This window comes from Parasphingopyxis sp. (assembly GCF_028279465.1).
Classification (GTDB): Bacteria; Pseudomonadota; Alphaproteobacteria; order Sphingomonadales; family Sphingomonadaceae; genus Parasphingopyxis.
Genome location: NZ_JANQNS010000003.1, coordinates 183,026 through 208,568 on the forward strand (window position 1 = coordinate 183,026; position 25,543 = coordinate 208,568).

The following is a 25,543-nucleotide window of genomic DNA, read 5'->3' on the forward strand; positions in this document are numbered from 1 at the left end:
ATGCTCCCCAACCCCCTTTATTGCGGAATTGTGTCGCCCAACGCAGGTTTTGGCAAATCGTTAACCACGTTCGAGTTCGCGCCAGCCGATATCGCTGCGATAGAAGCCGTCGGCAAAGTCGATCGCGTCGATTCCGGCATAGGCTGTGTCTTTGGCGTCTCGCAGCGTATCGCCGAGAGCTGTTACATTCAGCACGCGTCCGCCGCTGGCGACGAGCTGGCCGTCTTCATCGGACGTTCCTGCATGGAATATCTTCACACCATCGGCCTCGGCGGCTTCGATCCCGGAAATCGGGCATCCCTTTTCCGGCGTGCCCGGATAGCCTTTGGCCGCCATGACGACGGTCATCGCGCTCTGCTTGCCGAGATCGGGCGGTGCGATCTCGCTCAAACGGCCCTCGGCGGTCGCCACCATCAGCGCCAGCAGATCGTCTTCGAGCCGCATCATGAGCACCTGGCATTCCGGGTCGCCGAACCGGACATTATATTCGATCAGCTGCGGCCCGGTTTCCGTGAGCATCAGCCCGGCGAACAGCACGCCACTATAGGGCGTGCCGCGCTTGGCGAGCGTCTCGACGGTCGGCTTCACGATCTCGTCCATCACGCGCCCTGTCAGTGTCTCGTCGAGAACCGGGGCGGGGCTGTATGCGCCCATGCCGCCGGTATTGAGTCCCGTATCGCCCTCGCCGACACGCTTGTGATCCTGCGCCGAACCGAGGGGAAGTACGGTTTCGCCATCGATGAAGGCAAAGAAGCTCGCCTCCTCGCCTTCGAGAAACTCCTCGATCACGATTTCGGCGCCGGCCTTGCCGAAATCGCCGTCGAACATACCCTCGATTGCTGCTTCGGTGTCTTCAGCCGTTTCCGCGATGATCACGCCTTTGCCGGCGGCCAGTCCGTCCGCCTTGATAACGACCGGCAGCCCGAATTCCTTGAGCGCCGATAATGCGGCTTCAGCCGAGCTGAAACGCGCATAGCGGGCTGTCGGGATGTTTGCCTCGGCGCACAGGTCTTTCGTAAAGCCTTTCGATCCTTCGAGCCGTGCGGCCTCCTTGTCCGGGCCGAATACGGCGAAACCCATTGTCCGCAGATTATCCGCAAGGCCGTCGACCAGCGGTGCTTCGGGTCCGATCACGACGAGTTCGATCGATTTTTTCAGGCAGAAATCGATGGTTCCGCGATGGTCGCCATCCTTGATCTCGACGAGTTCCGCATGCTCGGCTATCCCCGGATTGCCGGGCGAGGCATATAATTTGGTCAGGTCTGGCGATTGTGCCAGCTTCCAGGCCAGCGCATGCTCGCGGCCACCCGACCCCAGCAACAGGACATTCATGCAGTCTTCCTCTTCAGAACATGGCCGTAACGAACCCGCCGCTGCGCTCCTAGCCGAGAGCGCTGAAGGCGACAATGCGCAGCCGCTATCGGTTTCGGAAATATCGCAGGCACTTAAGCGCGCGGTGGAACAGCGCTTCGGCCATGTCCGTATCCGGGGCGAGATTTCCGGGTTCAAGCGGGCGGCCTCGGGCCATTGTTATCTCGGCCTCAAGGACGACAAGGCGGTGATCGACGGGGTGATCTGGAAAGGCCAGGCCGCCCGCCTCGCTTTTGCGCCGGAAGACGGCATCGAAGTCGTCGCGAGCGGCAAGCTGACCACCTATCCGGGCCGGTCCAAATATCAGATCGTTATCGAAAGTCTGGAAGTCGCGGGCGAAGGCGCGCTGATGCAGCTGCTCGAGCAACGCCGCAAGGCGCTGGCGGCGGAGGGGCTGTTCGCCGAAGAGCGCAAGCGGCATTTGCCCTTTCTGCCCCGCACCATCGGTGTGGTGACATCGCCGACCGGCGCGGTCATCCGCGATATCCTGCATCGCCTTGCGGATCGTATGCCGAGCCATGTCGTCCTCTGGCCGGTCATCGTCCAGGGCGAAGGCGCGGCGGAGCAGATCGCGCGGGCCGTGCGCGGATTCGATTCGATGGATGCGGACGGGCCCGTTTCGCGGCCCGATCTCATCATTGTTGCGCGCGGTGGCGGATCGATCGAAGACCTCTGGGCCTTTAACGAGGAAATCGTCGTTCGGGCCATAGCCGATTGCAAAATTCCGATCATTTCGGCGGTCGGGCATGAAACGGACACAACGCTGGCTGATTTCGCGGCCGATCGCCGTGCGCCGACGCCGACGGCCGCGGCCGAACTGGCCGTGCCGGTGCGGTCGGAACTGCTCGCGATGCTCTCGCAAAGCGGGACCCGGGCAATGGGTGCGATACGGCGGCATGCCGGTCGGTTGGCCGAGCGCCTCAGCGCCATTGCGCGGCTCCTGCCACGGCGCGAAACGCTGTTCACGGCACAGGCCCAGCGGGTCGACGAACTGGTGGAACGGCTGCCGCGCGTGCTGGAGGGACGGCTCGATCTTGCCCGGATTGCGCTTGCCCGGCGCACTGACCGGCTGAGACCGGGACTTGTCGAGGCGCGCCTGGCCGATAGACTGACTCGGCTGGATGGCCTTTCCCGCCTGCTGGAACAGCTCCATCCCGAACGGCCGCTCGAACGTGGCTATGCGCGGGTGACGGATCGCGATGGCGGTACGCTGGTCAGCGCGGCGGCGGTTCGGAAGGCCGGTGCCTTCACGGTCCGATTGGCCGACGGGACTGTCGATGCCCGGGTTGAGGATGGCCGCAAGCGCGCCTATTCTAAGCGCCGCAAGCCCATGGCCGAATCCGGCCAGGGCGGATTGTTCGATTAGAGGCGCAGGGAAATGTTGACGATGAGTGGCGGGCGGACCGCCAAGCTCCATTATATGGCGAACAATTACCGGATGATCGCGCCCGGCGACCATGTGCTGTGTGGGGTAACCGGCGAAGCGATTCATCTCGACGATCTGCGGTATTGGAGCGTCGAGAAGCAGGAAGCCTATGCCAGCGCCGAGATTGCCGTGCGTGCGGCAGAGGCCGCGCGATGATCAAGGGGTTGGTTGGGGCGGCCCTGCTGTTTTTAGTCGCCTGTGTTTGCGCGATTGCCTATGTTCCGCCGGGCTACGCAAATGGTGCGGATAGCGCCCAGCAAGGCGTTGCTTTAGCCCAGACCGATGACCGATCCGCCCGCACAGGCTTTAGCCTGCACGGCGTTTTCCGGCAGGGCGGACTCGTGCACGGTCAGGCGCCGGCGGGCACGCGGCGGCTGCAGCTGGGCGATACTGAGATTCCGATGACCGAAACAGGGCGCTTCCTGATCGGTTTCGGGCGCGATCACGGACCTTCGGCGCGGCTTGTCGCATTTCTGGAGAACGGTGAAACGGTGAGCGAAAACCTCACCATCGCTGCGACCAATTGGCCAGTCCAGCATGTCAATGTCGCGCGACGGGGTGGCTACTCTTCGGCTGCATTTCAGCGCCGGCGCGCGCCCGAACTCGCGCAGATCGTGGCGGCGCGCGAAATTCAGTCCGATACCAATGGCTGGCAACAGGAATTTCTCTGGCCGGTGACCGGACGAATCAGTGGCGTGTTCGGGTCGCAGCGCATCTATCGCGGCGAGCCGGGTTCCTATCATTCCGGTGTCGATATCGCCCGTCCTACTGGGACTCGGGTTGTGTCCCCGGCCGACGGTGTTGTCGTGCTGGCGACGGAGACGCCGTTCACGCTTGAAGGCCATCTGCTCATCATCGATCATGGAATGGGGCTCAACAGCGCATTTCTGCACCTGTCGCGTATCGACGTTGAAGAGGGAGACCGGGTCGAGCGTGGCCAGAATATCGCGGCAATCGGGTCGACCGGCCGGTCGACCGGCCCGCATCTCCATTGGGGGATGAAATGGGGCACCGAGCGAATCGATCCGCAATTCCTTGTCGGGCCGATGCCGCGTTCCGGTGCCGGAAACCGCTAAAAGCCTGATTAATTTCCAAAGATCGGCGTAACCAAGCGCTTTGGCCAATGGATTGTGCGGGCCGCCCCAACAAACTGTTGCATTTTGGCGACATATCCTCGCGAACCCGCCTAGGAGGCCGAACCGATGCTTTACAGGCCGCCAATCTCCATGCAGTGACGCTGCAAGCCTATGGGTGAGCTGCGCGGGTCGCATGCTTGGACCAACCCAGCAAAGGCTAGAATTTAGGCCGCGATTTTGCGGTATCTAACTCCAGAATAAGGGGCTGGAAACGTGACCAAGACTTCCAAATTTACTCAACTGAAGGCGGGTGCCGCACCTGTCGTGATCGGCGTCGCGATGATGTCGACTCCTGCGTTCGCGCAGGATAGCGATGAGCTCGCGTCCGCAAGCACCTCGGGCCAGCCGGCCATCGTTGTCACGGGTTCGCGCATTACGAACCCGAACCTCGAACAGTCGAGCCCGATCCAGGTTGTAAGCCAGGACGAAATCGATTTTCGCCAGGCTACCAACGCTGAGGAGCTGATTGGCGATCTTCCCGGTATTTCGCCCGGCATCAACAACAGTGTTAACAACGGCAGCGGCGGTTTCGCCTCGTTGAACCTGCGTAACCTGGGCACGAACCGTAACCTCGTGCTGCTTGACGGTACGCGTCTCGTGCCTTCGAGCATCGCGTCGGTGACCGACCTTAACATCATTCCGGTTGCGCTCGTCGAGCGGGTCGAAATCGTTACAGGCGGCGCTTCGTCGGTTTATGGTGCCGACGCTATCGCGGGTGTTGCAAACTTCGTGACGAAGCGCGATTTCGAGGGCCTCGAAGCTGCTACCACGTTCGGTATCACCGAGCGCGGCGACGGTGAACGTTTCCGTGCCGACCTCACGCTGGGCGCCAACTTCGACGACGGTCGCGGTAACGCGGTTCTCAGCGTTGGTTATCAGGAAGTCGATGACGTTCTGCAGGCCAACCGTCAGATTTCGCAGCAGGCATTGTTCGCGAATGTTAACAGCGTCATCGGTTCGGGTACGTCGGTGCCTACTACGATCAACAGCACGTTGCAGAACGCGACCGACGGCCAGACTTTTGTGCCGGTGTTCAACACGTTCAACTTCGCGCCGTTCAACTTCTTCCAGACGCCGCTTGAACGCTACAATATCTTCGGTTCGGCTCGTTACGAAGTGACTCCGGAAATCGAAGTCTATTCACGCGGCATGTTCACAAAGAGCGTTGTTGACTTGCAGCTGGCTCCGTCCGGTCTGTTCGGCGACCCGTTCCGCTTCCCGCTGAACAATCCATTCCTAACGGATACCCAGCTTCAGCAAATTTGCGCAACGACGTTCTTGCCCGGCGCGATAGACCCGATCGATCCGGCGACCTGTACAGCTGCTGGTGCGGCGACTGGTCCGGAAGATCCCAACTATCTTGCGCCTGACGTGATTATCAATCGCCGTCTGGTCGAGCAGGGCCCCCGTCAGACCAACATCACGACGAACCAGTTCCAGGTATGGGCTGGTGTTCGCGGTGATCTGAGCCCGACGCTCAGCTACGATGTGTATGCCACATATGGTGAATCGGATCGTACGACGACGCGGCGCGGCTGGGGTCTCAAGTCCCGTATTGAGCAAGCGCTCGATGCGACGAGCCCGACCACCTGTGCGGATCCGAGCAATGGCTGTTTCCCGATCAACCTGTTCGGCGGCGGCGTTGGCACGAACATCGACCCGCGTGCCGTGGCCTTCTTTAACCAGCCGTCGAGCTTCACGGTTAACGTGACGCAAGCGCAGGTGAACGCTTCGCTTGCGGGCACCTTCGGAGAGACCGGTTTCTTCACCGAAACGCCGGTCGGTTTCGCTGTCGGTGTTGAATATCGTGACCTCACAGTGGCGCAGAATCCGGGCGTCGCGGCCGGCACCCAAGACGAGGTGCTTGGTACCGGTGCGCCGGCAGCTGCATTCAGCGGCGGGTTCGACGTTATCGAAGGCTTTGCCGAGTTGATCATTCCGATCATCGAAGACGTTCCGGGCTTTTACAATCTGACGATAGAGGGCGGTATCCGTGTTTCGGATTACTCCAACACGGGTACGAGCGTTACGTGGAAAGCGGGCGGCACCTGGGAGCCTTTCCAGGGCTTCGCGATCCGTGGCATCTATCAGCGGTCGGTACGTTCGCCGAACATCGCCGAACTGTTCCAGCCCGCGGTTGTTACGCTAACGCCTCTGGCAGTTGATCCGTGCGCGGGTGCGAACCCGACCATGGATGCAACGCTGAGATCGATCTGTATTGCACAGGGTGCGCCCGCACCGTTCGTCGATGGCGGCCTTATTCCTCAACCTTCCGCTGGTCAGATCAACTCGACCCAGGCCGGTAACGCCAACTTGGACGTTGAGACAGCCGACAGTCTCACAATCGGTCTTGTCATAACACCGCCTCAGATTCCTGGACTTGCGGTGACGATTGACTACTACAATATCGAGGTCACGGACGCGATCACGCAGCCGACGATTGACGATATTCTGGATCCGTGCTTCGGCCCGGACCGGGCAAATCCGACACCGAATCCGGCTGCGCCGGAATGTGCTGCGGTTGGTCGTAATCCGATCAACGGTTCACTGAACGGTGGCGGCGAGACCGCTGGTGCGATCTTCCTGCTGGACAACTTGGGTACGCTTGAGACGTCAGGCATCGATTTGCGTGTTGTCTACAACTTGCCGGTCAGCTTTGGTTCGATCAACTGGGACTTCACTGGTACCTGGGTTGACGAGCAGTTGCAGCAGCCTACGCCAACATCGGTGAATCGCGATTGTGTCGGCTTGTTCAGCGGAAACTGTTTCCCGATCACGCCGGAATTCGCGTTCAACTTCCGCACCACGGTGAGCATCGACGATCTCGTTGACATCTCGCTGCTGTGGCGGTGGATCGACAGCATCGCGCTCGAAGGCGCTGCGACGAACGCCACGTTCAGCGAAGAGTTCAAATACTTCGATGATGCGAGTTATTTCGACTTGTCCTTCCGGTCGAATGTGAGCGAGAATTTCGACGTGACGTTCGCGATCCAGAACCTGCTTGATCGTGACGCGCCGATCTCGAGTTCGTTCATCGGACCGAGCACGTTCAACTCGGGTAACACATGGCCGACAACGTACGACACGCTTGGCCGTCGTTATTCGGTTACCGGACGCCTTCGCTTCTAGTAGCGAGCTCCGGAACAAGAAATGGGCGGTGAGGGAAACCTTGCCGCCCTTTTCTTTGCACTTGCCGGATACGCGCATGAGCCGGTATCAAAACCTTTTTGGCTAAAGCTATCGAGGTATTGCGCACGAAATGGCCGAACGGAGCCGCGGGCAACAGTCAGACGGGCCGGACCCGAAGGCCATAATCGCTGAAGCCATGCGCAAACGCGATGCCGGTACGCCGAGGGCGGCCATTCCGGCGATAAGGGCAGCGCTCGAAACGCATCCCGACCATCTGCGTTTGTGGCACGTCCTGGGTCTGATGTATCGCGCCGACGAGGACTCGGCGAATGCGATCGAGGCTTTTACGCGCGCGGTCGCGATTGCGCCCCGCGATCCGAAAGTTACCCACGCGCTAGCGCGGGTGACGATGGAAGCAGGCCGACCGGCAACGGACCTGTTCGACAAGGCTAGGCAGTATTCGCCTGCCGATGGGTCTGTTATAATGGGGCGCGCCGCTGCCCAGTCGGCCGTCGGCGACATAGAAGCGGCGATTGCCGATCTGGACGATCTGCTTGGGAGCAATCCGCTCTGGATCGAAGGGCAGGAACTGCTCGCCAATCTGCGCTGGATGAACGGCGAGCGCGACCATTTCACGGCGGGCTTTGAACGCGCTCTCGCAACACATCCCAGCAATCAAGGCCTATGGTTCAAGCTGATCAATGCGTTGTGCCAGGTTGGTCGCTTCAACGCTGCCGATACGGTCGTCGAACGCGCTCGGAAGTATGTCACCGATGTTCGTGTGCTCGATATTAGTGAGGCGATTTGCGCGTCCGAGGTTGGCGATCCTGACCGTGCTGATCGGCTGTTCGATCGTGTTGTGCCCTACACGGAAATGCCGCTGGCAGTGCGGTACATGCGGCACATGCTAAGAACCGGAAGGCCGGAACAGGCCGCAAAATGCGGCGAGGAGCGGATGCAGGATGCCGATGCGAACGAGATGTGGCCATATCTCGGCCTCGCCTGGCGCATGACGGACGACCCCCGTTGGGACTGGCTCGAACGCGACGAGCGATTGATCAAGACCTACGACATCGGAGAACGGGTCGATATGACCGCCTTTGCCGAACATCTGCGGACGCTTCATGTGCTCAAGGCCGACATGGCTGGCCAATCGGTGCGGGGTGGCACGCAAACCGACGGGCCGCTATTCGCCCGCGCCGATCCCGAAATTCGGGAGCTGCGCGCGGCCATCGTCGATACCGTGACCGCGCATATGCATACCCTTGCGCCTATCGATTCCGATCATCCGGTCCTGCGACACAGCCCAGGCCCTTTTCAGTTCGGAGGCTCCTGGTCCGTGCGACTGGCGGGGGCCGGCCGGCATACAAACCATATCCATCCCCGGGGCTGGTACAGCTCCGCCCTCTATGTAAGCCTCCCGTTGCAGGAGGATTTCGGCGAACCGCCGGCCGGCTGGTTGGCGTTCGGGAAACCGCCCGAGGAGCTCGGCCTAGACCTCGAACCGTTCGAGATAGTGGAGCCGAAAGTCGGTACCCTCGCGCTCTTCCCGTCGATCATGTGGCACGGCACGATCCCGTTCGATGCCGGCGAGCGGCTGACCGTTGCCTTCGACGTGCAGGCGCCGATCAGCCCATGATACTGCCGCTGGGCCGGATCGGGATGTTCAGGCCTTCGGCAACCGTCTCGACCCAGACCGCGACCTTTTCAATCTCGTCGGCATGCGCGGATTCGCCGGCAGCCTGTTCCTCGCGCCGTTTTGAAGCATCGAAATCGTCGCCGAACTTGGAATGGCGCCGAAATACGGCGCTATCGGCGATCGCCTGCGCGCGCGCCTCGTCCATGTCGAGCGCGAAGAGCCGCCCGATTCGCGCAAGGCTCTCGGCGCCGCGGGCGAGGAAGGTCTCGCTATCGAGAGAGGCAATGCGATCGCCGCCATGTTCGGTGAGCAAATCCTCATAAATCCGGTTTTGCGCCAGCCAGGCGAGTCCGGCGATCTGTAGATCGGTCTGCCCGAAAAGTTGCTCGTCATCGAAGCCGAGATCAACATGCGCGGTTTTCTGGGTCGTGATGAAAAGCTCGCGGCCCCATAGGCGTCCGGTGATGCCTTTGCGCGCGATTGAGTTCAGGAATAGCCGAAGCGGCGCGTATAGAAATAACGCCCGGCTATTGTTGCGCACCGCTAGCAGAGTGTCGGCCAGCCCATTGACGGTGCAAGACGGCTTGGCGATTACTGCTTCGCCGGCTTCGAATGGTCGCGCGAGCAAATTCAGCGTCTGCTCGAGAACTGCGATTGCGCGATCCTTGTCCAGACTGCGCTGCCGATAACCGCTCATATCGCGCAAAACCATGGGCTCGCTGAGACCGGTGCTCATGTCTGTTTGATCCAGAGCCCGCGCAAGCAGAGTCGAGCAACAAAACCCCGAATGGAAGATGTAATGCAGCGGAGAGCCTGCATATTGTTTCAACGTGACATCTTTTCGAGCGACGACGACCGGCGTCTGATCGCCCGGCAGATTTTCTTCGGACAGGAATGTCGTCTTGCGCCGCGTATCCCGATCGAGCCGGATGAAATGGAATGCATCTGCACTTTCATCGTAACGGTGCACCAGTACTGCGGGATCATCCAGCGATAGAGAGAAGGTTTTGACCATAAACAGTGAGGGCTCCGCAATATTGAGTCTGGTGTCGACGTTTAGCGGCCGGTTGGCAATCACGCCATGGACCCACCCTTGTCCATATCCAGTTTAGAGAGTAGACACTCGATTAGATACACTGGGAGGGTGTTTATCGTTATTTTCGAATAATAGTTGCGGAGTTTTGCAATGAAGATAGTCGTGCCCGTTGTGGCCGCCACAATAATCGCGTTCAGTACGCCAGCTATGGCCATGATCCAGGAAGAAGCGCCTGGCGTGGAGGAAGCCGAAGAGGATCCGGATCAGCGCGTACGTTGCCAAACGCGCCGGGTGACCGGTTCGAACGCTCGGCGCATACGCACATGTCTGACCATTGCAGAATGGCGCGAACTCGCGCAATCCGGCAATCGCGACGCTCGCCGGATACTGGACGATACAACCCGGGACTCGATGCAACGCAACTAGCGTTCATGAGCCGGTTTGCTATCGATTGCCCGTAAGTTGGCGTGGCCAATCAATTGGAAAGACAGCCTCTTTGCGGGCGCTATAGCCCGGTCGGTTATCGAATGCGCGATACCGAGATAAATCCAGTACGGCCCTCGACGCGCAGCCGATAGCCGCCGATCCCACCGCGCGAGATGGTTGCGCTTGATCCGACACGAATCCGGCCGCGCAAGCTGCTATTGCTGCCCTCTCGCCACATTTGGCCATTCTCTAACAGGAATACACGCCGGCGCGTGCTGTCCGTGAAAGTCTCGACGATATTCGATGTGACTTCCGTCGGTTCGGGTGGCGCTAAATCCGCGACGTCTTCCGCGTCGCCACCGCTTTCGCGCGCGCGCTCTACTTCGCGGTCGTAGCGCTCTTCGATCTGCGTGGCTGACAGGCCGAAATCCTCTACCGTGCGCCGTCGCCGCCGTTCCTGGCGCGCCTCGAGCGCGGCATCGGCGCCGGCAAGGGCGGCATCGAAACAGGCAAGCCGCGCTGGTCCTTCGGTGATCGTTCCGCATTCGCGAAACGGCTCGAGCGCTTCTTCGCCGTCATCGGCATGGGCCGGCGAAGCAAGAAAAAGGGGAGCGGCGGTAAGGCAGACAAGGGAAGATCGGAAGATACGCATTATCCAGACTCCGATATGGACGGCCGGGCGGCCGGAGAATCGGCTCCTTCATTACCGATAATCGCGCCCATGGCTAGCCTGAGGGCGTTACGCCTTGCGCCGGGCCGAGATTGACCAGGCGATCGGTCGAGCAAGCCCCTGAATTTGGATCGGTCGCGCAGCATCAGAGTCAAAATGCGCGGCGAGGCTTGCCGTGAATTCCGCCACACCGCTACTGCCGAGCGCGACATCCAGCAATGCGCTCAATACGGCGATCTCCTGTTCCAGGCTGGCCTCGATCCGGTCGAGTTCTTTGTCAGCCCCCGCACCGCCGAAGCGAACCGCATGGTCGATCGCCGCCGCGATTTCCCGCACGACAGGTTGATCGGGATGGCTGCGCGCGATCAGCGAAAAGGTCTGGCTTAACATTGCGGTATCGCTGCCGGGCTGGCTGGTCGCTCTGCGCGCCATGTCGCGAATGGAAGAGCGCGCGATAGCGTTTAGCGCCGCATGCCTGTTGCGATTCTGTTCTACGATTGGACTGTCCGCGTGATGGACGATGAACTGCACCATAGCGTCGGCTTTCGCGACGCGCGCGATTTCGGGGGCAGCCGCGGCAACATCGGCATATTCGATGCCGAACTGGCTGGTCAGGCCATCGAAGCGTTCGTCATCGAATGGCAGGTTGGCGATGTCCGTCGAACCGACGAGTTTGGTCTTCTTAGATCGGCTTTTCGGCAGCTCGGCATAGTCGACGCCCGTCAGATCCAGATCGCCATTGCCGCGCAGCAGCGCGCGCATCACCGCGCCCGTACCGCAGGCGAGGTCGAGCAGCTTGGCACCACGATCGAATCGCCGGGCAAACTGCGTCCATAACTCGGTCAGCTGCGCGTCGACGGCGGGCGGCGCACCCGGCAGGCAGCCCCCCGCTTCGCCCATCTGCTTCCAATAGGCGCTCCACGCCTGTGCTTTGCTCATGCCGCTCGGCTTAGCCGAATGTCATCGATAGCGCACCCTCGCCTTCATCGACATTGACGGTCATGCCGTCGGCGATATCGCCGCGCAGGATCGCATCGGCCAATGGGTCCTGCAGATATTTCTGCACGGCGCGTTTCAGCGGTCGCGCGCCGTAGACCGGATCGTAGCCGACCCGGCCCAGCCATTCGCGGGCCTTATCCGACAGTTCGATTTCGACCTTGCGATCATCTAGCAGCTTCTGGACGCGCGCGACCTGTATATCGACGATCGGCGCCATATGCGCCTGGCTCAGGCGATGGAAGAGGATGATCTCGTCGAGGCGATTGAGGAATTCGGGGCGGAAATGGCCGCGCACCGTTTCCATGACCTGCGGCTCGACCTCATCGACCGTCTGCTCGTCGCCGAGCGATGACAGATACTGGCTGCCGAGATTGCTGGTGAGGATGATCAGCGTGTTCGAGAAATCGACTGTACGGCCCTGGCCGTCCGTCAGCCGCCCGTCGTCGAGCACCTGCAGAAGGACGTTGAACACGTCATTATGCGCTTTCTCGACCTCGTCGAACAGTATGACCTGATAGGGCCGCCGCCGCACTGACTCGGTCAGCACGCCACCCTCGTCATAACCGACATAGCCGGGAGGCGCGCCGATCAGCCGGGCCACCGAATGCTTCTCCATGAATTCGCTCATGTCGATGCGAACCATCGCGTTCTGATCGTCGAACAGGAATTCGGCGAGCGCTTTCGTCAGCTCGGTTTTGCCGACGCCGGTGGGGCCCAGGAACAGGAAGCTGCCGAGCGGCCGGTTCGGATCCTGCAATCCGGCGCGCGAGCGGCGGACAGCGGTTGACACGGCCTTGACCGCATCTTCCTGCCCGATGACGCGCTTGCCGAGATGCTCTTCCATCGCGAGCAGCTTTTCGCGCTCGCCCTCGAGCATCTTGTCGACCTGAATGCCGGTCCAACGCGACACGACCGAAGCGATATCCTCGCTCGTCACTTCTTCGCGCAGCATCGCGCCCTCTGTGGCTTCGCCGGCCTCTTCGAGCTTCTTCTCGAGATCGGGAATCGTGCCGTAGGAAAGCTCTCCCGCTTTCGCGAGATCGCCCGCGCGCTCCGCTTGCTCGAGCGCGATGCGCGCCGCGTCCAGTTCTTCCTTGAGCTTCGCTTCGGACTGAATTTTCTCGCGTTCCGCCTGCCAGCGCTGGGTGAGTTCGGCCAATTCCTGTTCGAGATTGGCGAGTTCTTCCTCGATGACCGCGAGACGCTCCTTCGAGGCGTCGTCATTTTCCTTGGTCAGCGCTTCGCGCTCGATCTTGAGCTGGATCGCGCGGCGGTCGAGCGTCTCGATCTCCTCGGGCTTCGACTCCACCTCCATGCGGATGCGCGAGGCGGCCTCGTCCATCAGGTCGATCGCCTTGTCGGGCAGGAAGCGGTCCGTGATATAGCGTTCGGACAGCGTCGCCGCGGACACCAGCGCGCCGTCGGTAATACGCACGCCGTGGTGCAGTTCGTATTTTTCCTTGATGCCGCGCAGGATTGAGATCGTATCCTCGACGCTCGGCTCTTCGATATAAACGGGCTGGAAGCGCCGCTGCAGCGCCGGGTCCTTCTCGACATGCTTACGATACTCGTCGAGCGTCGTCGCGCCGATGCAATGCAGTTCGCCGCGCGCGAGCGCTGGCTTCAACAGGTTCGACGCATCCATCGCGCCTTCGGAGGCACCCGCGCCGACCAGCGTGTGCATTTCATCGATGAACAGGATGATCTCGCCATCGGCGCCCTTCACCTCATCGAGCACGCCTTTGAGCCGCTCCTCGAACTCCCCGCGATATTTGGCGCCGGCGATCAGCGATCCCATATCGAGCGAGAGCAGGTTGCGATTCTTGATGCCGTCCGGCACATCGCCATTGGCGATACGCAGCGCGAGGCCTTCGGCGATCGCCGTCTTGCCGACGCCGGCCTCGCCGATCAGGACGGGATTGTTCTTGGTGCGTCGCGCGAGAATCTGGATCGTCCGGCGGATTTCCTCGTCGCGCCCGATGATCGGATCGATCTTACCCTCGCGGGCGCGTTCGGTGAGGTCGGTCGCGAATTTCTTGAGCGCGTCATAGCGATCTTCGGCACTCGCCGTGTCGGCGGTCCGGCCGCCGCGCAGCTCGTTGATCGCGCCGTTGAGCGCTTCGGGCTTCACCCCGGCATTGTCGAACGCGTCGCCGACCGGCGTGCCCTTGGCCATGACCATGGCGAGCAACAGGCGCTCGACGGTGACATAGGAATCGCCGGCCTTGGTTGCGATCTGCTCCGCCGTATCGAGCACGCGCACGGCATCGTTGTCGAGCTGCGGCGTCTGCTGCGCGCCACCGCCGGAAACCTGGGGTATCTTCGCAAGCGCCTCGTCGATTTCGCGTATGGCCGCTTCGGCGCTACCGCCGGAACGCCCGATAAGTCCGGCCGCCATGCCTTGCTCGTCCTCGAGCAGCGCTTTTGCGAGGTGCTCGGCGCGCACCTGCTGATGGTTCATGCGGATCGCTACCGTCTGTGCGGATTGCAAAAAGCCTTTGGCCCGGTCGGTAAATTTCTCGAGATTCATCTGTCCATCCCTGTTCCTGTCTCCGGCCCGATATAGTGTTGCAAAAATACAACACAAGGCGTTGCGCACTTTATCTTTGTCGACAGATTTAGGCGTTCGTCGAGCGACCGCAACCGCTGCTTGCACGGCGCTTTCCCGCCGCTATGGTCTGTCGCGATTTTCCGGGAGAAGATGCGATGCATTTCCTGAAACTGTGCCTGCTTGCGCCGCTGGCGCTGCTCGCCACGCCAGCGCTTGCGCTGGATGATCACGGCGAAGCGCCTGCCGGTCCGCAGCCCAATGTCTCGGCCGCCGATCTCGTCGGCGAGGTATCGATCCCTTACGAACGCTTCACGCTCGATAACGGCCTGCGCGTTATCGTCCATGAAGACCGCAAGGCGCCGGTCGTCGCCGTTTCGGTCTGGTATCATGTCGGATCGCGGCACGAACCGGAAGGCCAGACGGGCTTTGCCCATCTTTTCGAGCATCTGATGTTCAACGGGTCTGAGAACGCGCCGGGCATCTATTTCGAACCGCTGCGCGAAATGGGTGCAACCGATCTCAATGGTACGACCTGGTACGATCGGACCAACTATTTCCAGACCGTCCCGACCCAGGGCCTCGAGCTGGCCTTGTATCTGGAGTCGGATCGCATGGGTTACTTGCTGGGAGCGATCGACCAGCAAAAGCTCGATGACGAGCGCGGCGTCGTCCAGAATGAAAAACGGCAAGGCGACAACCAACCCTATGGGCTCGTAAGTTACGCGCAGATCGACGCACTGTTCGGCCCCGACCACCCCTATGGCCATTCGACGATCGGCTCGATGGCCGATATCGACGCGGCGAGCCTCGACGATGTACGCGCCTGGTTTCGGGCGCATTACGGCCCGAACAATGCGGTGCTCGTCCTTGCCGGCGACATCGACGCGGCCACCGCGCGGCCGCTCGTCGAGCGCTATTTCGGCGATATTCCGCGCGGGCCCGATACCGAACAGATTGATCCCGGCATCCCGACGCTCGATGCGCGCCGCGAAATCGTCATGCAGGACGATGTTGCGACGACGCGACTCTATCGCAGCTGGGCCGTGCCCGGACTCAACGATCCGGTGACGGCCGATCTCGATGTTGGCGCGGCGGTGTTCGGCGGGCTCTCGAGCTCGCGGCTCGACAACAGCCTGGTCCGCGAAGAGCAGGTCGCGGTGCGCGTATCTGCGGGCGTTCTCGACTTCGAATATGTCGGCATTTTCGAGATTCAAGTCGATGTCGCGCCCACGGCCGATGCGGATGCGGTGTCCGCGCGGCTTGATGCGTTGATCGCCGATTATATTGCCAACGGCCCCACGCAGGACGAGGTCGATCGCGTGGCGATGCGCCAGGTCGCAGCGCGTCTAGCCGGTCTCGAACGGGTTGGCGGTTTCAGCGGCAAGGCAGCCGTGCTGGCGAGCGGCGAACTCTATTCCGGCGATCCGGCTTTTTACCGCACGCAGCTCGCCCGGCTCGGCGCGGCGACGCCGGAGTCCGTTCGCGCCGCCATGCAGCAATGGCTGACCCGGCCGGTCCTCGCGACCCGCGTCGATCCCGGCGAACGCGGCGATTATGAAGAAAGCCTGTCGATTATAGGCGCGCAAACCGGCGGGCTGGAAAGCCCCGCGCACTATCTGCAGCCCGGCGAGGAACCGGATGTTTCTGAACAAGCCGTAGAGGAGCCAACAGGTACGCGCAGCGTCCCGCGTCCGGAAGTCGGCGCGATCGGCGATCTCGATTTCCCCGATGTCGAGCGCGGAACACTCTCTAACGGCGTCGAGATTCGCTTCGTCCGCCGTGCGGCGGTGCCGACGATCCAGATACTGCTGAGCTTCGATGCCGGAAACGCCGCCGACCGTGCAGACCAGCTCGGAACGCAGGCGCTGATGCTGTCGCTGATGCCCGAAGGCACGACCAGCCTCAATTCGACGCAGATCGCGGAAGCAGAGGAGCGACTCGGCGCATCGATCACGCCGAGCAAGAGCCGCGACCGCACGGGGTTTGGATTGTTCGCCCTGGCGGCCAATTTCGGTCCGGCGCTCGATCTGCTCGCGGATGTCGTCCGCAACCCGGCATTCGAACCGGCCGAAATCGAGCGATTGCGCGCAACACAACTCACCCAGATCGTGGCGGAAGGCACATCGCCGCCGAGCCTTGCAAGCCGGACGCTCTGGCCAGCTTTGTTCGGGGATGCGCACCCCTATGGCCGCCCGGGTAGCGGGCTCGGCACGGCGGAGTCCGTTGCGGCGATCACGCGCGAAGACCTTTTCGCCTTTCACCGCCAATGGATCCGCCCCGACAGGCTCAGCATAATCGTGGTTGGCGATTCGACGCTGGAAGATGTGATTGCCGCGCTTGAACCGCGCTTCGGCGACTGGGAGCCGAGCGGCGAAGCGGGCACGAAGTCGATGGATGCCGCTATTCCGGCTGCGAATCCGCGGATCATTCTGGTCGACCGTCCGAATTCCCTGCAATCCTATATCTATGGCGGGCAGGTGCTCGGGCTCGAAGGCACCGACGAACTGTTGCCGCTCTTGACCGCCAATGACGCGCTGGGCGGGAGCTTCCTCTCCCGGCTCAATCTGGATCTGCGCGAGGCGCGGGGTTGGACCTATGGCGTGAGCGGCGCGATCAATCGCTTCGCCGGGCCTGTCAGCTATACCGTCCGCGCGCCGGTGCAGGCGGACCGGACGGGCGACTCCATCGCCGCGCTGCAGGAACAGATTACAACCTTCCTGACGAGCGAAGGCATCCGGCAGGACGAATTCGACCGCGCGATCAATGGCAGCATTCGCAGCCTCCCGGGCAGCTTCGAAACGTCCGGCGGGATCATCGTCGGGATGACGCGCAACATGCTCTATGAGCGGTCCGACGATTATTATGACGGGCTTGCCGCCATGTATCGGTCGTTCGACCGGGCGGAGCTCGATGCAGCGGCGCGTGCGGCCATCGACCCGGACGCATTTACGTGGATCGTCGTCGGCGATGCATCTCTCGTCCGGGAACAGCTTGACGCGCTGGGCCTGCCTGTGGAAACAGTCGGGACGGATTAACTGACATAACTGTAAGGAAGGATTCGCATATGACAGACGTATCAGGAACCTGGGATTCGGTCGTGAACTCCCCGATGGGCGAGCAGAAATCGACGATGACGCTGAGCCAGGATGGCGACACCGTCACGGGCACCAATGCCGGCGCGACCGGATCGGCCGAAGTCAAGGACGGCAAAATCGACGGCAACACACTGACCTGGAAGATGGACATCACGGTTCCGATGCCGATGACGCTGGAAGGCACGGCGACTGTCGAAGGCGACAAGATGGCTGGCAACATCAAGGCCGGCGCGTTTGGCGAAATGCCGTTCTCGGCAACCAAGACCGGCTAAATCGTTTCGGCATGCGCGGCGACTAGAAGAGCTGCGTCACATGCCCCATTTTGCGGCCCGGGCGCGCTTCCCCTTTATTGTAAAGGTGGAGGTGCGCCCGGTCTTTTTTCAGCCATGACATCCAGTCATCGGCGTCCGCGCCGATCAGATTGTGCATCTCGATGCGGGCCGCGGTCAGCGCCGTATTGCCGAGCGGCAATCCGCAGATCGCCCGGATATGATTCTCGAATTGCGAGGTCGTGGCGCCCTCGATCGTCCAATGGCCGCTGTTATGGACGCGCGGCGCCATTTCGTTGAAGACCGGCCCGGCCGCGCTGGCGAAAAATTCGCAGGTGAGCACGCCGACATAATCGAGCGCTTCGGCAATACCGCGCGCGAGATCGCCGGCTGCCGCCTTTTGCTCGCCAATAATCCCGTCTCCCGGCGCGATGGAATGGGCGAGAATGCCATCCGCGTGACGGTTTTGCGGCGCATCCCAGATCCGCGTTTCGCCGCTTGTGCCACGCGCGAGCAGGATGGAAAATTCCTTCTCGAAATCGACGAAGCTTTCGAGAACGGATGGCTGTCCGCCGATCTCCGTCCAGGCTGATGTAGCGGCCCCGGCGTCCATGATCCGAACCTGTCCCTTGCCGTCATAGCCGAAGCGGCGTGTCTTCAGGATGGCCGGCGTACCGATATCCGCTATGGCCGTCTCCAGATCGGCGAGCGAGGACACGGCCCGATAATCGGCCGGGCGGCCGCCATGCCCGACGACATAGTCTTTCTCCGAAAGCCGGTCTTGCGCCAGCTCCAGCGCATCGACATTCGGGTGGAGCGGCGCTTCGTCCGCGATCGCGCGCAGCGGTTCGGCGGGCACATTTTCGAATTCGTAGGTCAACACATCGACGTTGCGGACGAAGTCCCGCAATGCGGACTCATCGGTATAGTCGGCGCAAATATGCAGCGCTGCGACATCGGCGGCACAGGGTGTGTCTTCCGGCGCATAGATATGGCAGCGATAGCCGAGTTGCGCGGCTGCGATGCTCAGCATCCGGCCGAGCTGCCCGCCGCCGATAATGCCGATGGTCGCGCCGGGCGCGAGCGGCGTGGTCATCCGGCCGGGTCTTCGCCGACCGCGTCGGTCTGGGCCTGCCGCCAGGCGTCGAGACGCCCCGCGACCGCGTCGTCATGCGTCGCGATGATTGCGGCGCCGAGCAGCGCCGCGTTTTTGGCGCCCGCCACGCCGATGGCGAGCGTGCCGACTGGAATGCCGGCGGGCATCTGCGCGATCGACAAGAGGCTGTCCATGCCCTTGAGCGCCTTCGATTCCACCGGCACGCCGAGTACCGGCAATCGCGTCATCGACGCCGCCATGCCCGGCAGATGCGCCGCACCGCCCGCGCCCGCGATGATCGCCTTGAGCCCGCGATCGGCGGCGCTTTTGGCGTAATCGTAAAGCCGGTCGGGCGTGCGGTGCGCGGAGACGACCTTGCACTCATGCGCGATGCCCAGTTCGGTCAGGATTTCGGCGCCATGGCGCATCGTGTCCCAGTCGGAACTACTGCCCATGATAATGCCGATAAGCGGCGTGTCGGTCATGCTTCGTCCTGCGCTTTGAGCCAGAAGAAGCGATTTCTTCTAGTGCGAAGCCGGGCGGCGCGCAATGGCGGCGCGCTCTAGCGCTCGGACAGGTAGTAGCGCTCATTTGCGCTTAGATCATCGGCGAGATCGTAGACGATCGGCTGGCCGGTCGGGATTTCGAGGCCGGTGATCTCGTCGTCGGGAATTTCGGACAGATGTTTGACCAGCGCGCGCAGCGAATTGCCATGAGCCGAGATCAGGACGCGCTGCCCCGCCTTGAGCACGGGCGCGATCCGCGCCTCCCAATAGGGTAGCACGCGTTGAATCGTATTCTTCAGGCTCTCGCTTTTCGGCACATCGACGCCGTTGTAGCGGCGGTCCGTGCTTAGATCGTATTCGCTGCCATCCTCCATCGGCGGCGGCGGCGTATCGAAGCTGCGCCGCCAGATATGAACCTGCTCGTCGCCATGCTTGTCGCGCATCTCCTGTTTGTTGAGCCCAGTCAGCCCGCCATAATGGCGCTCGTTCAGCTGCCAGTTCTTCTCGACGGGCAGCCAGAGCCGATCCATCTCGGCGAGGGCGAGGTTGAGCGTCTTGATCGCGCGCGTCTGGAAGCTTGTGAAGCACAGATCGTGATCGACACCCTTTTCGCGCATCAACACGCCCGCCGCCTTGGCTTCGGCAATGCCTTTGTCCGTGAGATCGACATCCCACCAGCCGGTGAAGCGGTTCTGCAGATTCCACTCGGATTGGCCGTGGCGGACAAGGACGAGTTGGGGCATCGGGAAACTCCTGTAGCGATCCGCGCTTTCCTTAGCGCGGCTGGGCGGCGATACAAGCGGACGAACGGCAATTATCGAGAAGAGTCGGACCATGGCGATAGAGCGCAGCGTGACAGTATATGACGGCCCCGACGGGCCGTTTGAAGGCATGGCGGTGGCCGATACGGATTGGGACGCGCCGCGCCCGGGCGTGATGGTCGTACCCAATGTGCTGGGCACCAAGGAAGCGGATTTCCAGACGGCGGAGCGGGTCGTCGGGCTCGGCTATGCCGCGTTCGTCGCCGATCTCTATGGCCAGGGCAATCGGGCGACGCGCGAGGATGACGATCCGGCCCGCTTCATGAACGATCTGAACGCGGATCGCGCGCTATTGCGGGACCGGCTGCACGCCTCGCTGGCGGCAATGCAGGCGCTCGATAGTGTGGATGCCGAACGACTGGCCGCCATCGGCTTCTGTTTCGGCGGGAAATCCGTTCTCGATCTGGCGCGTAGTGGGGCCGAGGTCCGCGGCGTTGTGAGCTTTCACGGCATCTACGATCCGCCGCCCTTCGCCAATGCGGATACCATCCCTGCAAAAATTCTCGTCTGCCACGGCTGGGACGATCCGCTCGCGCCGCCCGAAGCGGTGACGACGCTGGCCGTCGAATTGACGGGCGCGGGCGTCGATTGGCAGATTCACGCCTATGGCCATACCGGTCATGCTTTCACCGACAAGAGCGCCAAGATGCCGGAGCGCGGTCTCGCCTATCAGCCCGATGCCGATCGCCGCAGCTGGAGGGCGATGACGGATTTTCTCGGTGAAGTTCTCAGCTAGTCGCGCAGATCGTCGATCACATCGAGCAGGGCCGATAGACAGGCGCGGCCGAGCAGGGCGCAGCGCTCGGGCGACCAGCCGAACTCGTCGTCCGGCAGTTCGTGATTATCCTTGAACGGCATTTCGAGCGTCATCGCGACGCAATCGAACCGCTCGGCGACCTGATTGGTGGACATGGAGAGATTGCCCTTGCGCGGTTTGGCGATCGGATAGCCGAGTTTCGTCTGGAAATCGGGTGAGGCTTTGAGCAGCGCGGTGAGATAGGCGTCGTAGAGCTTCCCCTGCCGCTCGGTCCAGCTCGGAATGCCCTCGAAACCGGCGATGAAATTGGCCGGGATCGCCTCGTCGCCATGTACGTCCATCGCGAAATCGACGCCGGTCTTGTCCATATGATTGCGCACCCACAGCACTTCCGGGCTCTTCTCCGGCGTCGGCTCGTGCCATTCGCGGTTGAGGTTCGTGCCCACTGCGTTGGTTCGCAGGTGGCCGCGAAATGAACCATCTGGGTTCATATTCGGAATGACGTGGAACGTCGCCTTGTCGCGCAGCACCCGGGCGACGGGATCGGCGGGATCAGTCAGCCGGTCGAGCGCACCCTCCATCCACCATTCGGCCATCGTCTCGCCCGGATGCTGCCGGGCGTAGAGCCAGATAGAGAGGTCTCCCGTCCCCATCGCGAAATAGTCGAGCTCGCGACCGTCCAGGGTGAGCCCGAGCGAGCTGTGGCAAACGCCATCGCGGCCCGCAATCTCGGTCACGAGATCGTAATGGCGCTCCATCGTATACGGCGCGAAATAGGCGAACCACAGGCTATCCGCTTCGGCCTTGTGCCGGATCGTTAGCGTGCCATCGGCATAATCGGTGTCGGCCAGCCGCCACTGTTCGCGATCCGTCGATACGCGGGCCTGGTAATTGTCCCAGCCTTGGGGATAGGCGCTGCCGCCGGCATTGGCGATTGTCAGCGTGAGGCTCTTGCCCGCGCATCCCGTGACGCGGAAATAGAACCATTGGTAGAAATCGGACTCGTTGTCCTTGACGATTTCCAGTTCCGCCGTGTCGCCAGTGGCGGACAGGACTGCGATATTGCCGCCATCGAAGGCGCTCGTAATGCTGAGTGTCATTCCACCGTGATAGTGCGGCCCGACTCTCCTGGGAAGCCTTGAAACAGTGCGGATGCGAGTGTCTGAACGATTGTCGCCGGGTCCTCCTCGCCGGGCCGCGTAACGCGCGTCGCGGTGCCCTCCCAGACGATCGTGCCCTCCGAACGGCGTTTCAGCGCGACCGATAACTCGGTGACATTCACTTCGCCGCCGCGCGATCCGCCGATACCTACGCTCGTACCGATGCCGACGCCCGTGCGGCTGCCGAAGGAGCCGCCGCCGATGCCAATGCTAAAGGGCGAGCGCCGGGCGACTTCCTGTCGCGTGCCGCGTTGAACGTCAATCACGGCAATCATCTCGGCCTCTTCGAGCGCGGTTTCGGTAAAGCCGATGGCGCCGAGCTGCTGCGCGACGATCGCCGCATATTGGCGATGTTCGATGCTGCCCTCGCGTTCCGGATCGGCGGGCTCGATATTGATCGCCTGCGCCGGGACGGGCTGGCCGAGATGGAAACGTGTCACTTCCGTGCCGCGCTGCGATGGCGTCGCACAGGCTGCGACCAGCGCGAGCGTTGCGATGGCGGTGGAACGGATGAGTGTCTTGTGCATGGGCTATCTCCCTAACGCGACCCAAAGCGCTATAGACAATTCAACGTTTGTGGCACGAAAAGGATGCAAAAGGGAGTCAGGCAGGGGTGAGCACAACGCAAACGGGCGGAAAACCGGCAGTTCTGGTGACCGGCGGTGCGGGCTATATCGGTAGTCACGCGGCCTTGGCGCTGCTTGACGCCGGTTGGCCGGTCGTCGTGCTCGATAATCTCGTTACGGGATTCCGCTGGGCTGTGCCGGACGATGCGGTCTTCGTCGAAGGCGATGTCGGCGATGTGCCGCTCGTCGCGTCGGTCATCGCGGAGCATGGCATCGGCGCGATCATGCATTTTGCAGGATCGGTCGTGGTGCCCGAGTCGGTCGAAAACCCGCTCAAATATTACGACAACAATACCGCGCGCAGCCGCACGCTGATCGAGACGGCGATTGCCGGTGGCGTGGCGCATTTCCTCTTTTCTTCAACCGCCGCGACCTATGGCATTCCCGAGACGATCCCGGTCACCGAAGACATGCCGGCTATACCGATCAATCCCTATGGCCGCTCCAAGCTGATGACCGAATATATGCTGGCCGATGCGGCGGCGGCGCATCCAGTCAACTATTGCGCGTTGCGCTATTTCAACGTGGCGGGCGCCGATCCGGAGGGCCGGTCGGGGCAATCGACGGCGGGTGCGACACATCTGATCAAGGTTGCGGTCGAGGCCGCGCTCGGCAAGCGCGACGGCGTGGCCGTTTTCGGCACGGATTATGACACGCATGACGGTACCGGCGTGCGCGATTACATCCATGTCACGGACCTTGTGGCGGCCCATATCGATGCGCTGGAAAAGCTCATCGCCGCACCGGAGGAGAGCCATATCCTCAATTGCGGTTATGGGCGCGGCTTTTCGGTGCTTGAGGTGCTCGACAGCGTCGACCGGGTGGCCGGCGTCACGCTGAACCGCACCATCGCGCCGCGCCGCGCAGGCGATCCCGATGCGCTGATCGCCGACAATAGCGCGATATTGGAGGCTCTGCCCTGGCGGCCGCGCCATGCTGATCTCGACGGGATCGTTGCGGACGCGCTGGCCTGGGAGGCAAAGCTCGGCGAGCAGGGTTAGTCGGCCGGCGTGATCGTCGTTATGCCCAGCCCGTCGCTATCCTCGCCCGCGGCATAATGCCGCACCACCTCGCCACGCTCCATATCGACCGTCGCGATCCGGTTGCGGCCGGTTTCCGCGACATAGAGCGTTCGCCCGTCGTCTGAAAACAGGATCGTCACCTGCCGCGTACCGGCCGAGCTCGATACCGGAATTGTCCGGTTCAGAGTCCGGCTCTCGGCGTCGATCAGGCTGAGATTGCCGCTCATCAGATTGGAGGTGACGACCGTCGCACCATCGGGGCTGATCGCGACGCGGATCGGAAACTGGCCGACCGCGATTTCGGCGATCCGTTCGCCGCTCGTCGTGTCGAACGCAAACAGCGTCGCATTGGCGCGGTCGGCCACCCAGAGCGTCGTGCCGTCTGACGAAACCGCGAGTCCTTCCGGCATCTCGCCGGCTTCCCAGGTCGCGAGCAGCGCGCCCGTTGCGAGCTCGAGCACGCTGACCGTCCCGCTGCGCATATTGGCGACATAGGCCCGGCTGGTGTCCGGGCTGACGGCGACCATGTGCGAGCCTTCCCCGCCCGTCGGCATGGCCGATACACCGGCATCGTCCATATCGACGATGGTCAGCGTATCGCTGCCCTCGGTGGTCGCGACGAGCCGATTGTCCACGAGCCAGAGCAGGCCGTGCGGGCGGCTGTTTGGCGCGATATCGATGGTCTGAGAAATGGCGGCCGCAGCCACGTCGATAATGTCGATGCTCGTCCCGCCATAGGCGACCACGGCCGCGCGCTGCCCGTCCGGCGAGATCGCGATCTCATGCGGCTGACTGCCGGTTTCGAGGCGGGCCAGCTCCGTCCCGCTGTCGAGGTCTATTAGGCTGACCGTGTCCTCGCCCTTGTTGCCGGTCAGCAGGATGTTGCCGGAAATCGGGCCGTCTGCCTCGAAAGACGTGCTGCCGGCAGCCGAACCGCACGAGGCGAGCAACAGGATAAGCGGGACGAGCAGTTTCACGAGGTCGGTTCTCCCTTGCTTTGGATGAACCAGCGCTCGCCGGCTTCGAGGCCGAGCGCGGTCAAGGTGTGGCTGAAATAGGCGCCCGTATCGATGCCGATCCGGTTGTGCCGGTGTTCGGGCTGCGGCGTGATCGAATGGCCATGGACGATAACGGCACCATGATCCGCTTCGCTGTCGAGAAACTCGGATCGAATCCATAACAGGTCTTTGGGCTTCTGATCGCTGAGTTTGCGGCCGGGCCGGATACCGGCATGGGCGAAGAGATAGCCGCCGCGGCGGATCGAAAGCGGCCGGTCTTTCAGCCATGCCGCGTGCGTATCGGGCACATAGGCCTGCACGGCCTCGGCAATTTCCGCGAGGCTGCCGCGCCTCAGCAGGTCCGCCGGAACGTCATAGCTGAGCAGCGTTTCCCGGCCGCCATAGCCGAGCCAGCTCTCGAGCCATTGCGTGTCGCCATCCAGCACCGAAAGCAGCGAGGCCTCATGATTGCCGAGGATCGCGTCGACTGCGGCGAAATCCGCGTTCCAGGATCGCACATATTCGACCACGCCGGCGGAATCATCGCCTCGGTCGATCAGGTCGCCGAGCAGGAGAATCCGGGTATCCGCCGCCTCGCGCCGGGTATTATCGGCTTCGATCTTCCCGATTATCGCTTCGAGCAGATCAAGCCGGCCGTGAATGTCGCCGATGGCGTACACCCGTTCTCCGGCGGGCAGCATTCCCGATTCGTCCTTGCGGAATGGCAAATTCAACACACACTCCCTGCCGCTCTCCGGCGGCCAAATGCTTGACTTTCACGCGGTTCGACCATAGGTGCACCGTTCGTTT

23 protein-coding genes are annotated in these 25,543 nt (G+C 62.1%); 11 read left to right on the forward strand and 12 right to left on the reverse strand.

The features are described from left to right. Nucleotides 1-60: 60 nt before the first annotated feature. Nucleotides 61-1,332 carry a phosphoribosylamine--glycine ligase gene (gene purD, locus Q0974_RS01890; protein WP_299321974.1) on the reverse strand — a complete coding sequence of 424 codons (1,272 nt, stop codon included), beginning with the start codon at nucleotides 1,330-1,332 and terminating at the stop codon, nucleotides 61-63. Here purD and xseA point away from each other — a divergent pair. The 5 genes from xseA to Q0974_RS01915 all read left to right on the forward strand — a co-directional run bounded on the left by xseA (nucleotide 1,331) and on the right by Q0974_RS01915 (nucleotide 8,701). Beyond that, complete coding sequence (xseA, locus tag Q0974_RS01895) at nucleotides 1,331-2,737, forward strand: exodeoxyribonuclease VII large subunit (protein WP_299321977.1); 1,407 nt, start codon at nucleotides 1,331-1,333, stop codon at nucleotides 2,735-2,737. The genes purD and xseA overlap by 2 nt on opposite strands. 12 nt (nucleotides 2,738-2,749) lie before the next feature. Beyond that, nucleotides 2,750-2,953, forward strand: a complete 204-nt coding sequence (locus Q0974_RS01900; RefSeq protein WP_299321980.1) for a DUF2093 domain-containing protein — start codon at nucleotides 2,750-2,752, stop codon at nucleotides 2,951-2,953. Next, entirely contained in the window at nucleotides 2,950-3,873 is a 924-nt protein-coding gene (locus tag Q0974_RS01905) for a M23 family metallopeptidase (protein ID WP_299321982.1), read from the forward strand. The genes Q0974_RS01900 and Q0974_RS01905 overlap by 4 nt, the downstream gene beginning before the upstream one ends. A 273-nt stretch (nucleotides 3,874-4,146) precedes the next feature. Then, a complete protein-coding gene (locus Q0974_RS01910) occupies nucleotides 4,147-7,062 on the forward strand; it encodes a TonB-dependent siderophore receptor (RefSeq protein ID WP_299321985.1) in 2,916 nt (971 codons plus the stop codon). Between the two features lie 130 nt (nucleotides 7,063-7,192). Further along, entirely contained in the window at nucleotides 7,193-8,701 is a 1,509-nt protein-coding gene (locus tag Q0974_RS01915; protein WP_299321987.1) for a putative 2OG-Fe(II) oxygenase, read from the forward strand. On the opposite strand, the gene Q0974_RS01920 is transcribed toward Q0974_RS01915, so the two are convergent. Further along, nucleotides 8,691-9,437: a hypothetical protein gene (locus Q0974_RS01920; protein WP_299321990.1), complete on the reverse strand. Its 747-nt coding sequence runs from the start codon at nucleotides 9,435-9,437 to the stop codon at nucleotides 8,691-8,693. The two genes, Q0974_RS01915 and Q0974_RS01920, sit on opposite strands and share 11 nt — an antisense overlap. 51 nt (nucleotides 9,438-9,488) lie before the next feature. Between Q0974_RS01920 and Q0974_RS01925 the strand changes: the two genes are divergently transcribed. Further along, nucleotides 9,489-9,698 carry a hypothetical protein gene (locus Q0974_RS01925; RefSeq protein ID WP_299321992.1) on the forward strand — a complete coding sequence of 70 codons (210 nt, stop codon included), beginning with the start codon at nucleotides 9,489-9,491 and terminating at the stop codon, nucleotides 9,696-9,698. A 189-nt stretch (nucleotides 9,699-9,887) separates the two neighbouring features. After that, complete coding sequence (locus Q0974_RS01930) at nucleotides 9,888-10,163, forward strand: hypothetical protein (RefSeq protein ID WP_299321994.1); 276 nt, start codon at nucleotides 9,888-9,890, stop codon at nucleotides 10,161-10,163. 94 nt (nucleotides 10,164-10,257) lie between these two features. On the opposite strand, the gene Q0974_RS01935 is transcribed toward Q0974_RS01930, so the two are convergent. From Q0974_RS01935 to clpB, 3 genes are all read right to left on the reverse strand, one after another. Continuing rightward, entirely contained in the window at nucleotides 10,258-10,815 is a 558-nt protein-coding gene (locus tag Q0974_RS01935; RefSeq protein WP_299321995.1) for a hypothetical protein, read from the reverse strand. 87 nt (nucleotides 10,816-10,902) lie between these two features. Further along, nucleotides 10,903-11,772 carry a class I SAM-dependent methyltransferase gene (locus Q0974_RS01940; RefSeq protein ID WP_299321997.1) on the reverse strand — a complete coding sequence of 290 codons (870 nt, stop codon included), beginning with the start codon at nucleotides 11,770-11,772 and terminating at the stop codon, nucleotides 10,903-10,905. Between the two features lie 10 nt (nucleotides 11,773-11,782). Next, the gene (gene clpB / locus Q0974_RS01945; protein ID WP_299321998.1) at nucleotides 11,783-14,362 is read right to left on the reverse strand and encodes an ATP-dependent chaperone ClpB; all 2,580 of its coding nucleotides are present in this window, start codon (nucleotides 14,360-14,362) and stop codon (nucleotides 11,783-11,785) included. Between the two features lie 176 nt (nucleotides 14,363-14,538). Between clpB and Q0974_RS01950 the strand changes: the two genes are divergently transcribed. Then, nucleotides 14,539-17,418: a pitrilysin family protein gene (locus tag Q0974_RS01950; protein ID WP_299322001.1), complete on the forward strand. Its 2,880-nt coding sequence runs from the start codon at nucleotides 14,539-14,541 to the stop codon at nucleotides 17,416-17,418. 29 nt (nucleotides 17,419-17,447) lie between these two features. Further along, entirely contained in the window at nucleotides 17,448-17,750 is a 303-nt protein-coding gene (locus Q0974_RS01955) for a hypothetical protein (protein WP_299322004.1), read from the forward strand. Between the two features lie 22 nt (nucleotides 17,751-17,772). On the opposite strand, the gene Q0974_RS01960 is transcribed toward Q0974_RS01955, so the two are convergent. The 3 genes from Q0974_RS01960 to gpmA form a co-directional block, all read right to left on the reverse strand. Next, nucleotides 17,773-18,843, reverse strand: coding sequence for a 5-(carboxyamino)imidazole ribonucleotide synthase (locus Q0974_RS01960; protein ID WP_299322005.1), 1,071 nt, complete (start codon nucleotides 18,841-18,843; stop codon nucleotides 17,773-17,775). Next, a complete protein-coding gene (gene purE / locus Q0974_RS01965) occupies nucleotides 18,840-19,328 on the reverse strand; it encodes a 5-(carboxyamino)imidazole ribonucleotide mutase (RefSeq protein ID WP_299322008.1) in 489 nt (162 codons plus the stop codon). The genes Q0974_RS01960 and purE overlap by 4 nt, the downstream gene beginning before the upstream one ends. Before the next feature lie 77 nt (nucleotides 19,329-19,405). Continuing rightward, the gene (gene gpmA, locus Q0974_RS01970) at nucleotides 19,406-20,092 is read right to left on the reverse strand and encodes a 2,3-diphosphoglycerate-dependent phosphoglycerate mutase (RefSeq protein WP_299322011.1); all 687 of its coding nucleotides are present in this window, start codon (nucleotides 20,090-20,092) and stop codon (nucleotides 19,406-19,408) included. 91 nt (nucleotides 20,093-20,183) lie between these two features. On the opposite strand from gpmA, the gene Q0974_RS01975 reads away from it, so the two are divergent. Then, nucleotides 20,184-20,906: a dienelactone hydrolase family protein gene (locus tag Q0974_RS01975; protein ID WP_299322014.1), complete on the forward strand. Its 723-nt coding sequence runs from the start codon at nucleotides 20,184-20,186 to the stop codon at nucleotides 20,904-20,906. Here Q0974_RS01975 and Q0974_RS01980 read toward each other — a convergent pair. Together Q0974_RS01980 and Q0974_RS01985 are read right to left on the reverse strand one after the other, a co-directional pair. After that, nucleotides 20,903-22,027 carry a M14-type cytosolic carboxypeptidase gene (locus tag Q0974_RS01980; protein WP_299322016.1) on the reverse strand — a complete coding sequence of 375 codons (1,125 nt, stop codon included), beginning with the start codon at nucleotides 22,025-22,027 and terminating at the stop codon, nucleotides 20,903-20,905. The genes Q0974_RS01975 and Q0974_RS01980 overlap by 4 nt on opposite strands. After that, nucleotides 22,024-22,614: a DUF4136 domain-containing protein gene (locus tag Q0974_RS01985; protein ID WP_299322019.1), complete on the reverse strand. Its 591-nt coding sequence runs from the start codon at nucleotides 22,612-22,614 to the stop codon at nucleotides 22,024-22,026. Before Q0974_RS01985 ends, Q0974_RS01980 begins: the two co-directional genes overlap by 4 nt. Nucleotides 22,615-22,700: 86 nt before the next feature. Between Q0974_RS01985 and galE the strand changes: the two genes are divergently transcribed. Continuing rightward, entirely contained in the window at nucleotides 22,701-23,714 is a 1,014-nt protein-coding gene (gene galE / locus Q0974_RS01990) for a UDP-glucose 4-epimerase GalE (protein ID WP_299322021.1), read from the forward strand. On the opposite strand, the gene Q0974_RS01995 is transcribed toward galE, so the two are convergent. Both Q0974_RS01995 and Q0974_RS02000 read right to left on the reverse strand, forming a co-directional pair. After that, nucleotides 23,711-24,712: a YncE family protein gene (locus Q0974_RS01995; RefSeq protein WP_299322024.1), complete on the reverse strand. Its 1,002-nt coding sequence runs from the start codon at nucleotides 24,710-24,712 to the stop codon at nucleotides 23,711-23,713. The two genes, galE and Q0974_RS01995, sit on opposite strands and share 4 nt — an antisense overlap. Next, complete coding sequence (locus Q0974_RS02000) at nucleotides 24,709-25,467, reverse strand: metallophosphoesterase family protein (protein ID WP_299322026.1); 759 nt, start codon at nucleotides 25,465-25,467, stop codon at nucleotides 24,709-24,711. Before Q0974_RS02000 ends, Q0974_RS01995 begins: the two co-directional genes overlap by 4 nt. Nucleotides 25,468-25,543: the final 76 nt, after the last annotated feature.

Excerpts from the sequence above, each read along its gene's own strand:
- Q0974_RS01975 (WP_299322014.1), top strand. The coding sequence starts at position 20,184 with ATGGCGATAGAGCGCAGCGTGACAGTATATGACGGCCCCGACGGGCCG.
- Q0974_RS01960 (WP_299322005.1), bottom strand. The coding sequence starts at position 18,843 with ATGACCACGCCGCTCGCGCCCGGCGCGACCATCGGCATTATCGGCGGC.
- Q0974_RS01915 (WP_299321987.1), top strand. The coding sequence starts at position 7,193 with ATGGCCGAACGGAGCCGCGGGCAACAGTCAGACGGGCCGGACCCGAAG.
- Q0974_RS01940 (WP_299321997.1), bottom strand. The coding sequence starts at position 11,772 with ATGAGCAAAGCACAGGCGTGGAGCGCCTATTGGAAGCAGATGGGCGAA.
- Q0974_RS01925 (WP_299321992.1), top strand. The coding sequence starts at position 9,489 with ATGGAAGATGTAATGCAGCGGAGAGCCTGCATATTGTTTCAACGTGAC.
- Q0974_RS01930 (WP_299321994.1), top strand. The coding sequence starts at position 9,888 with ATGAAGATAGTCGTGCCCGTTGTGGCCGCCACAATAATCGCGTTCAGT.
- gpmA (WP_299322011.1), bottom strand. The coding sequence starts at position 20,092 with ATGCCCCAACTCGTCCTTGTCCGCCACGGCCAATCCGAGTGGAATCTG.
- Q0974_RS01950 (WP_299322001.1), top strand. The coding sequence starts at position 14,539 with ATGCATTTCCTGAAACTGTGCCTGCTTGCGCCGCTGGCGCTGCTCGCC.
- Q0974_RS01905 (WP_299321982.1), top strand. The coding sequence starts at position 2,950 with ATGATCAAGGGGTTGGTTGGGGCGGCCCTGCTGTTTTTAGTCGCCTGT.
- Q0974_RS01900 (WP_299321980.1), top strand. The coding sequence starts at position 2,750 with ATGTTGACGATGAGTGGCGGGCGGACCGCCAAGCTCCATTATATGGCG.
- xseA (WP_299321977.1), top strand. The coding sequence starts at position 1,331 with ATGCAGTCTTCCTCTTCAGAACATGGCCGTAACGAACCCGCCGCTGCG.
- Q0974_RS01980 (WP_299322016.1), bottom strand. The coding sequence starts at position 22,027 with ATGACACTCAGCATTACGAGCGCCTTCGATGGCGGCAATATCGCAGTC.
- purD (WP_299321974.1), bottom strand. The coding sequence starts at position 1,332 with ATGAATGTCCTGTTGCTGGGGTCGGGTGGCCGCGAGCATGCGCTGGCC.
- Q0974_RS01985 (WP_299322019.1), bottom strand. The coding sequence starts at position 22,614 with ATGCACAAGACACTCATCCGTTCCACCGCCATCGCAACGCTCGCGCTG.
- Q0974_RS01955 (WP_299322004.1), top strand. The coding sequence starts at position 17,448 with ATGACAGACGTATCAGGAACCTGGGATTCGGTCGTGAACTCCCCGATG.
- clpB (WP_299321998.1), bottom strand. The coding sequence starts at position 14,362 with ATGAATCTCGAGAAATTTACCGACCGGGCCAAAGGCTTTTTGCAATCC.
- Q0974_RS01920 (WP_299321990.1), bottom strand. The coding sequence starts at position 9,437 with ATGAGCACCGGTCTCAGCGAGCCCATGGTTTTGCGCGATATGAGCGGT.
- Q0974_RS01935 (WP_299321995.1), bottom strand. The coding sequence starts at position 10,815 with ATGCGTATCTTCCGATCTTCCCTTGTCTGCCTTACCGCCGCTCCCCTT.
- purE (WP_299322008.1), bottom strand. The coding sequence starts at position 19,328 with ATGACCGACACGCCGCTTATCGGCATTATCATGGGCAGTAGTTCCGAC.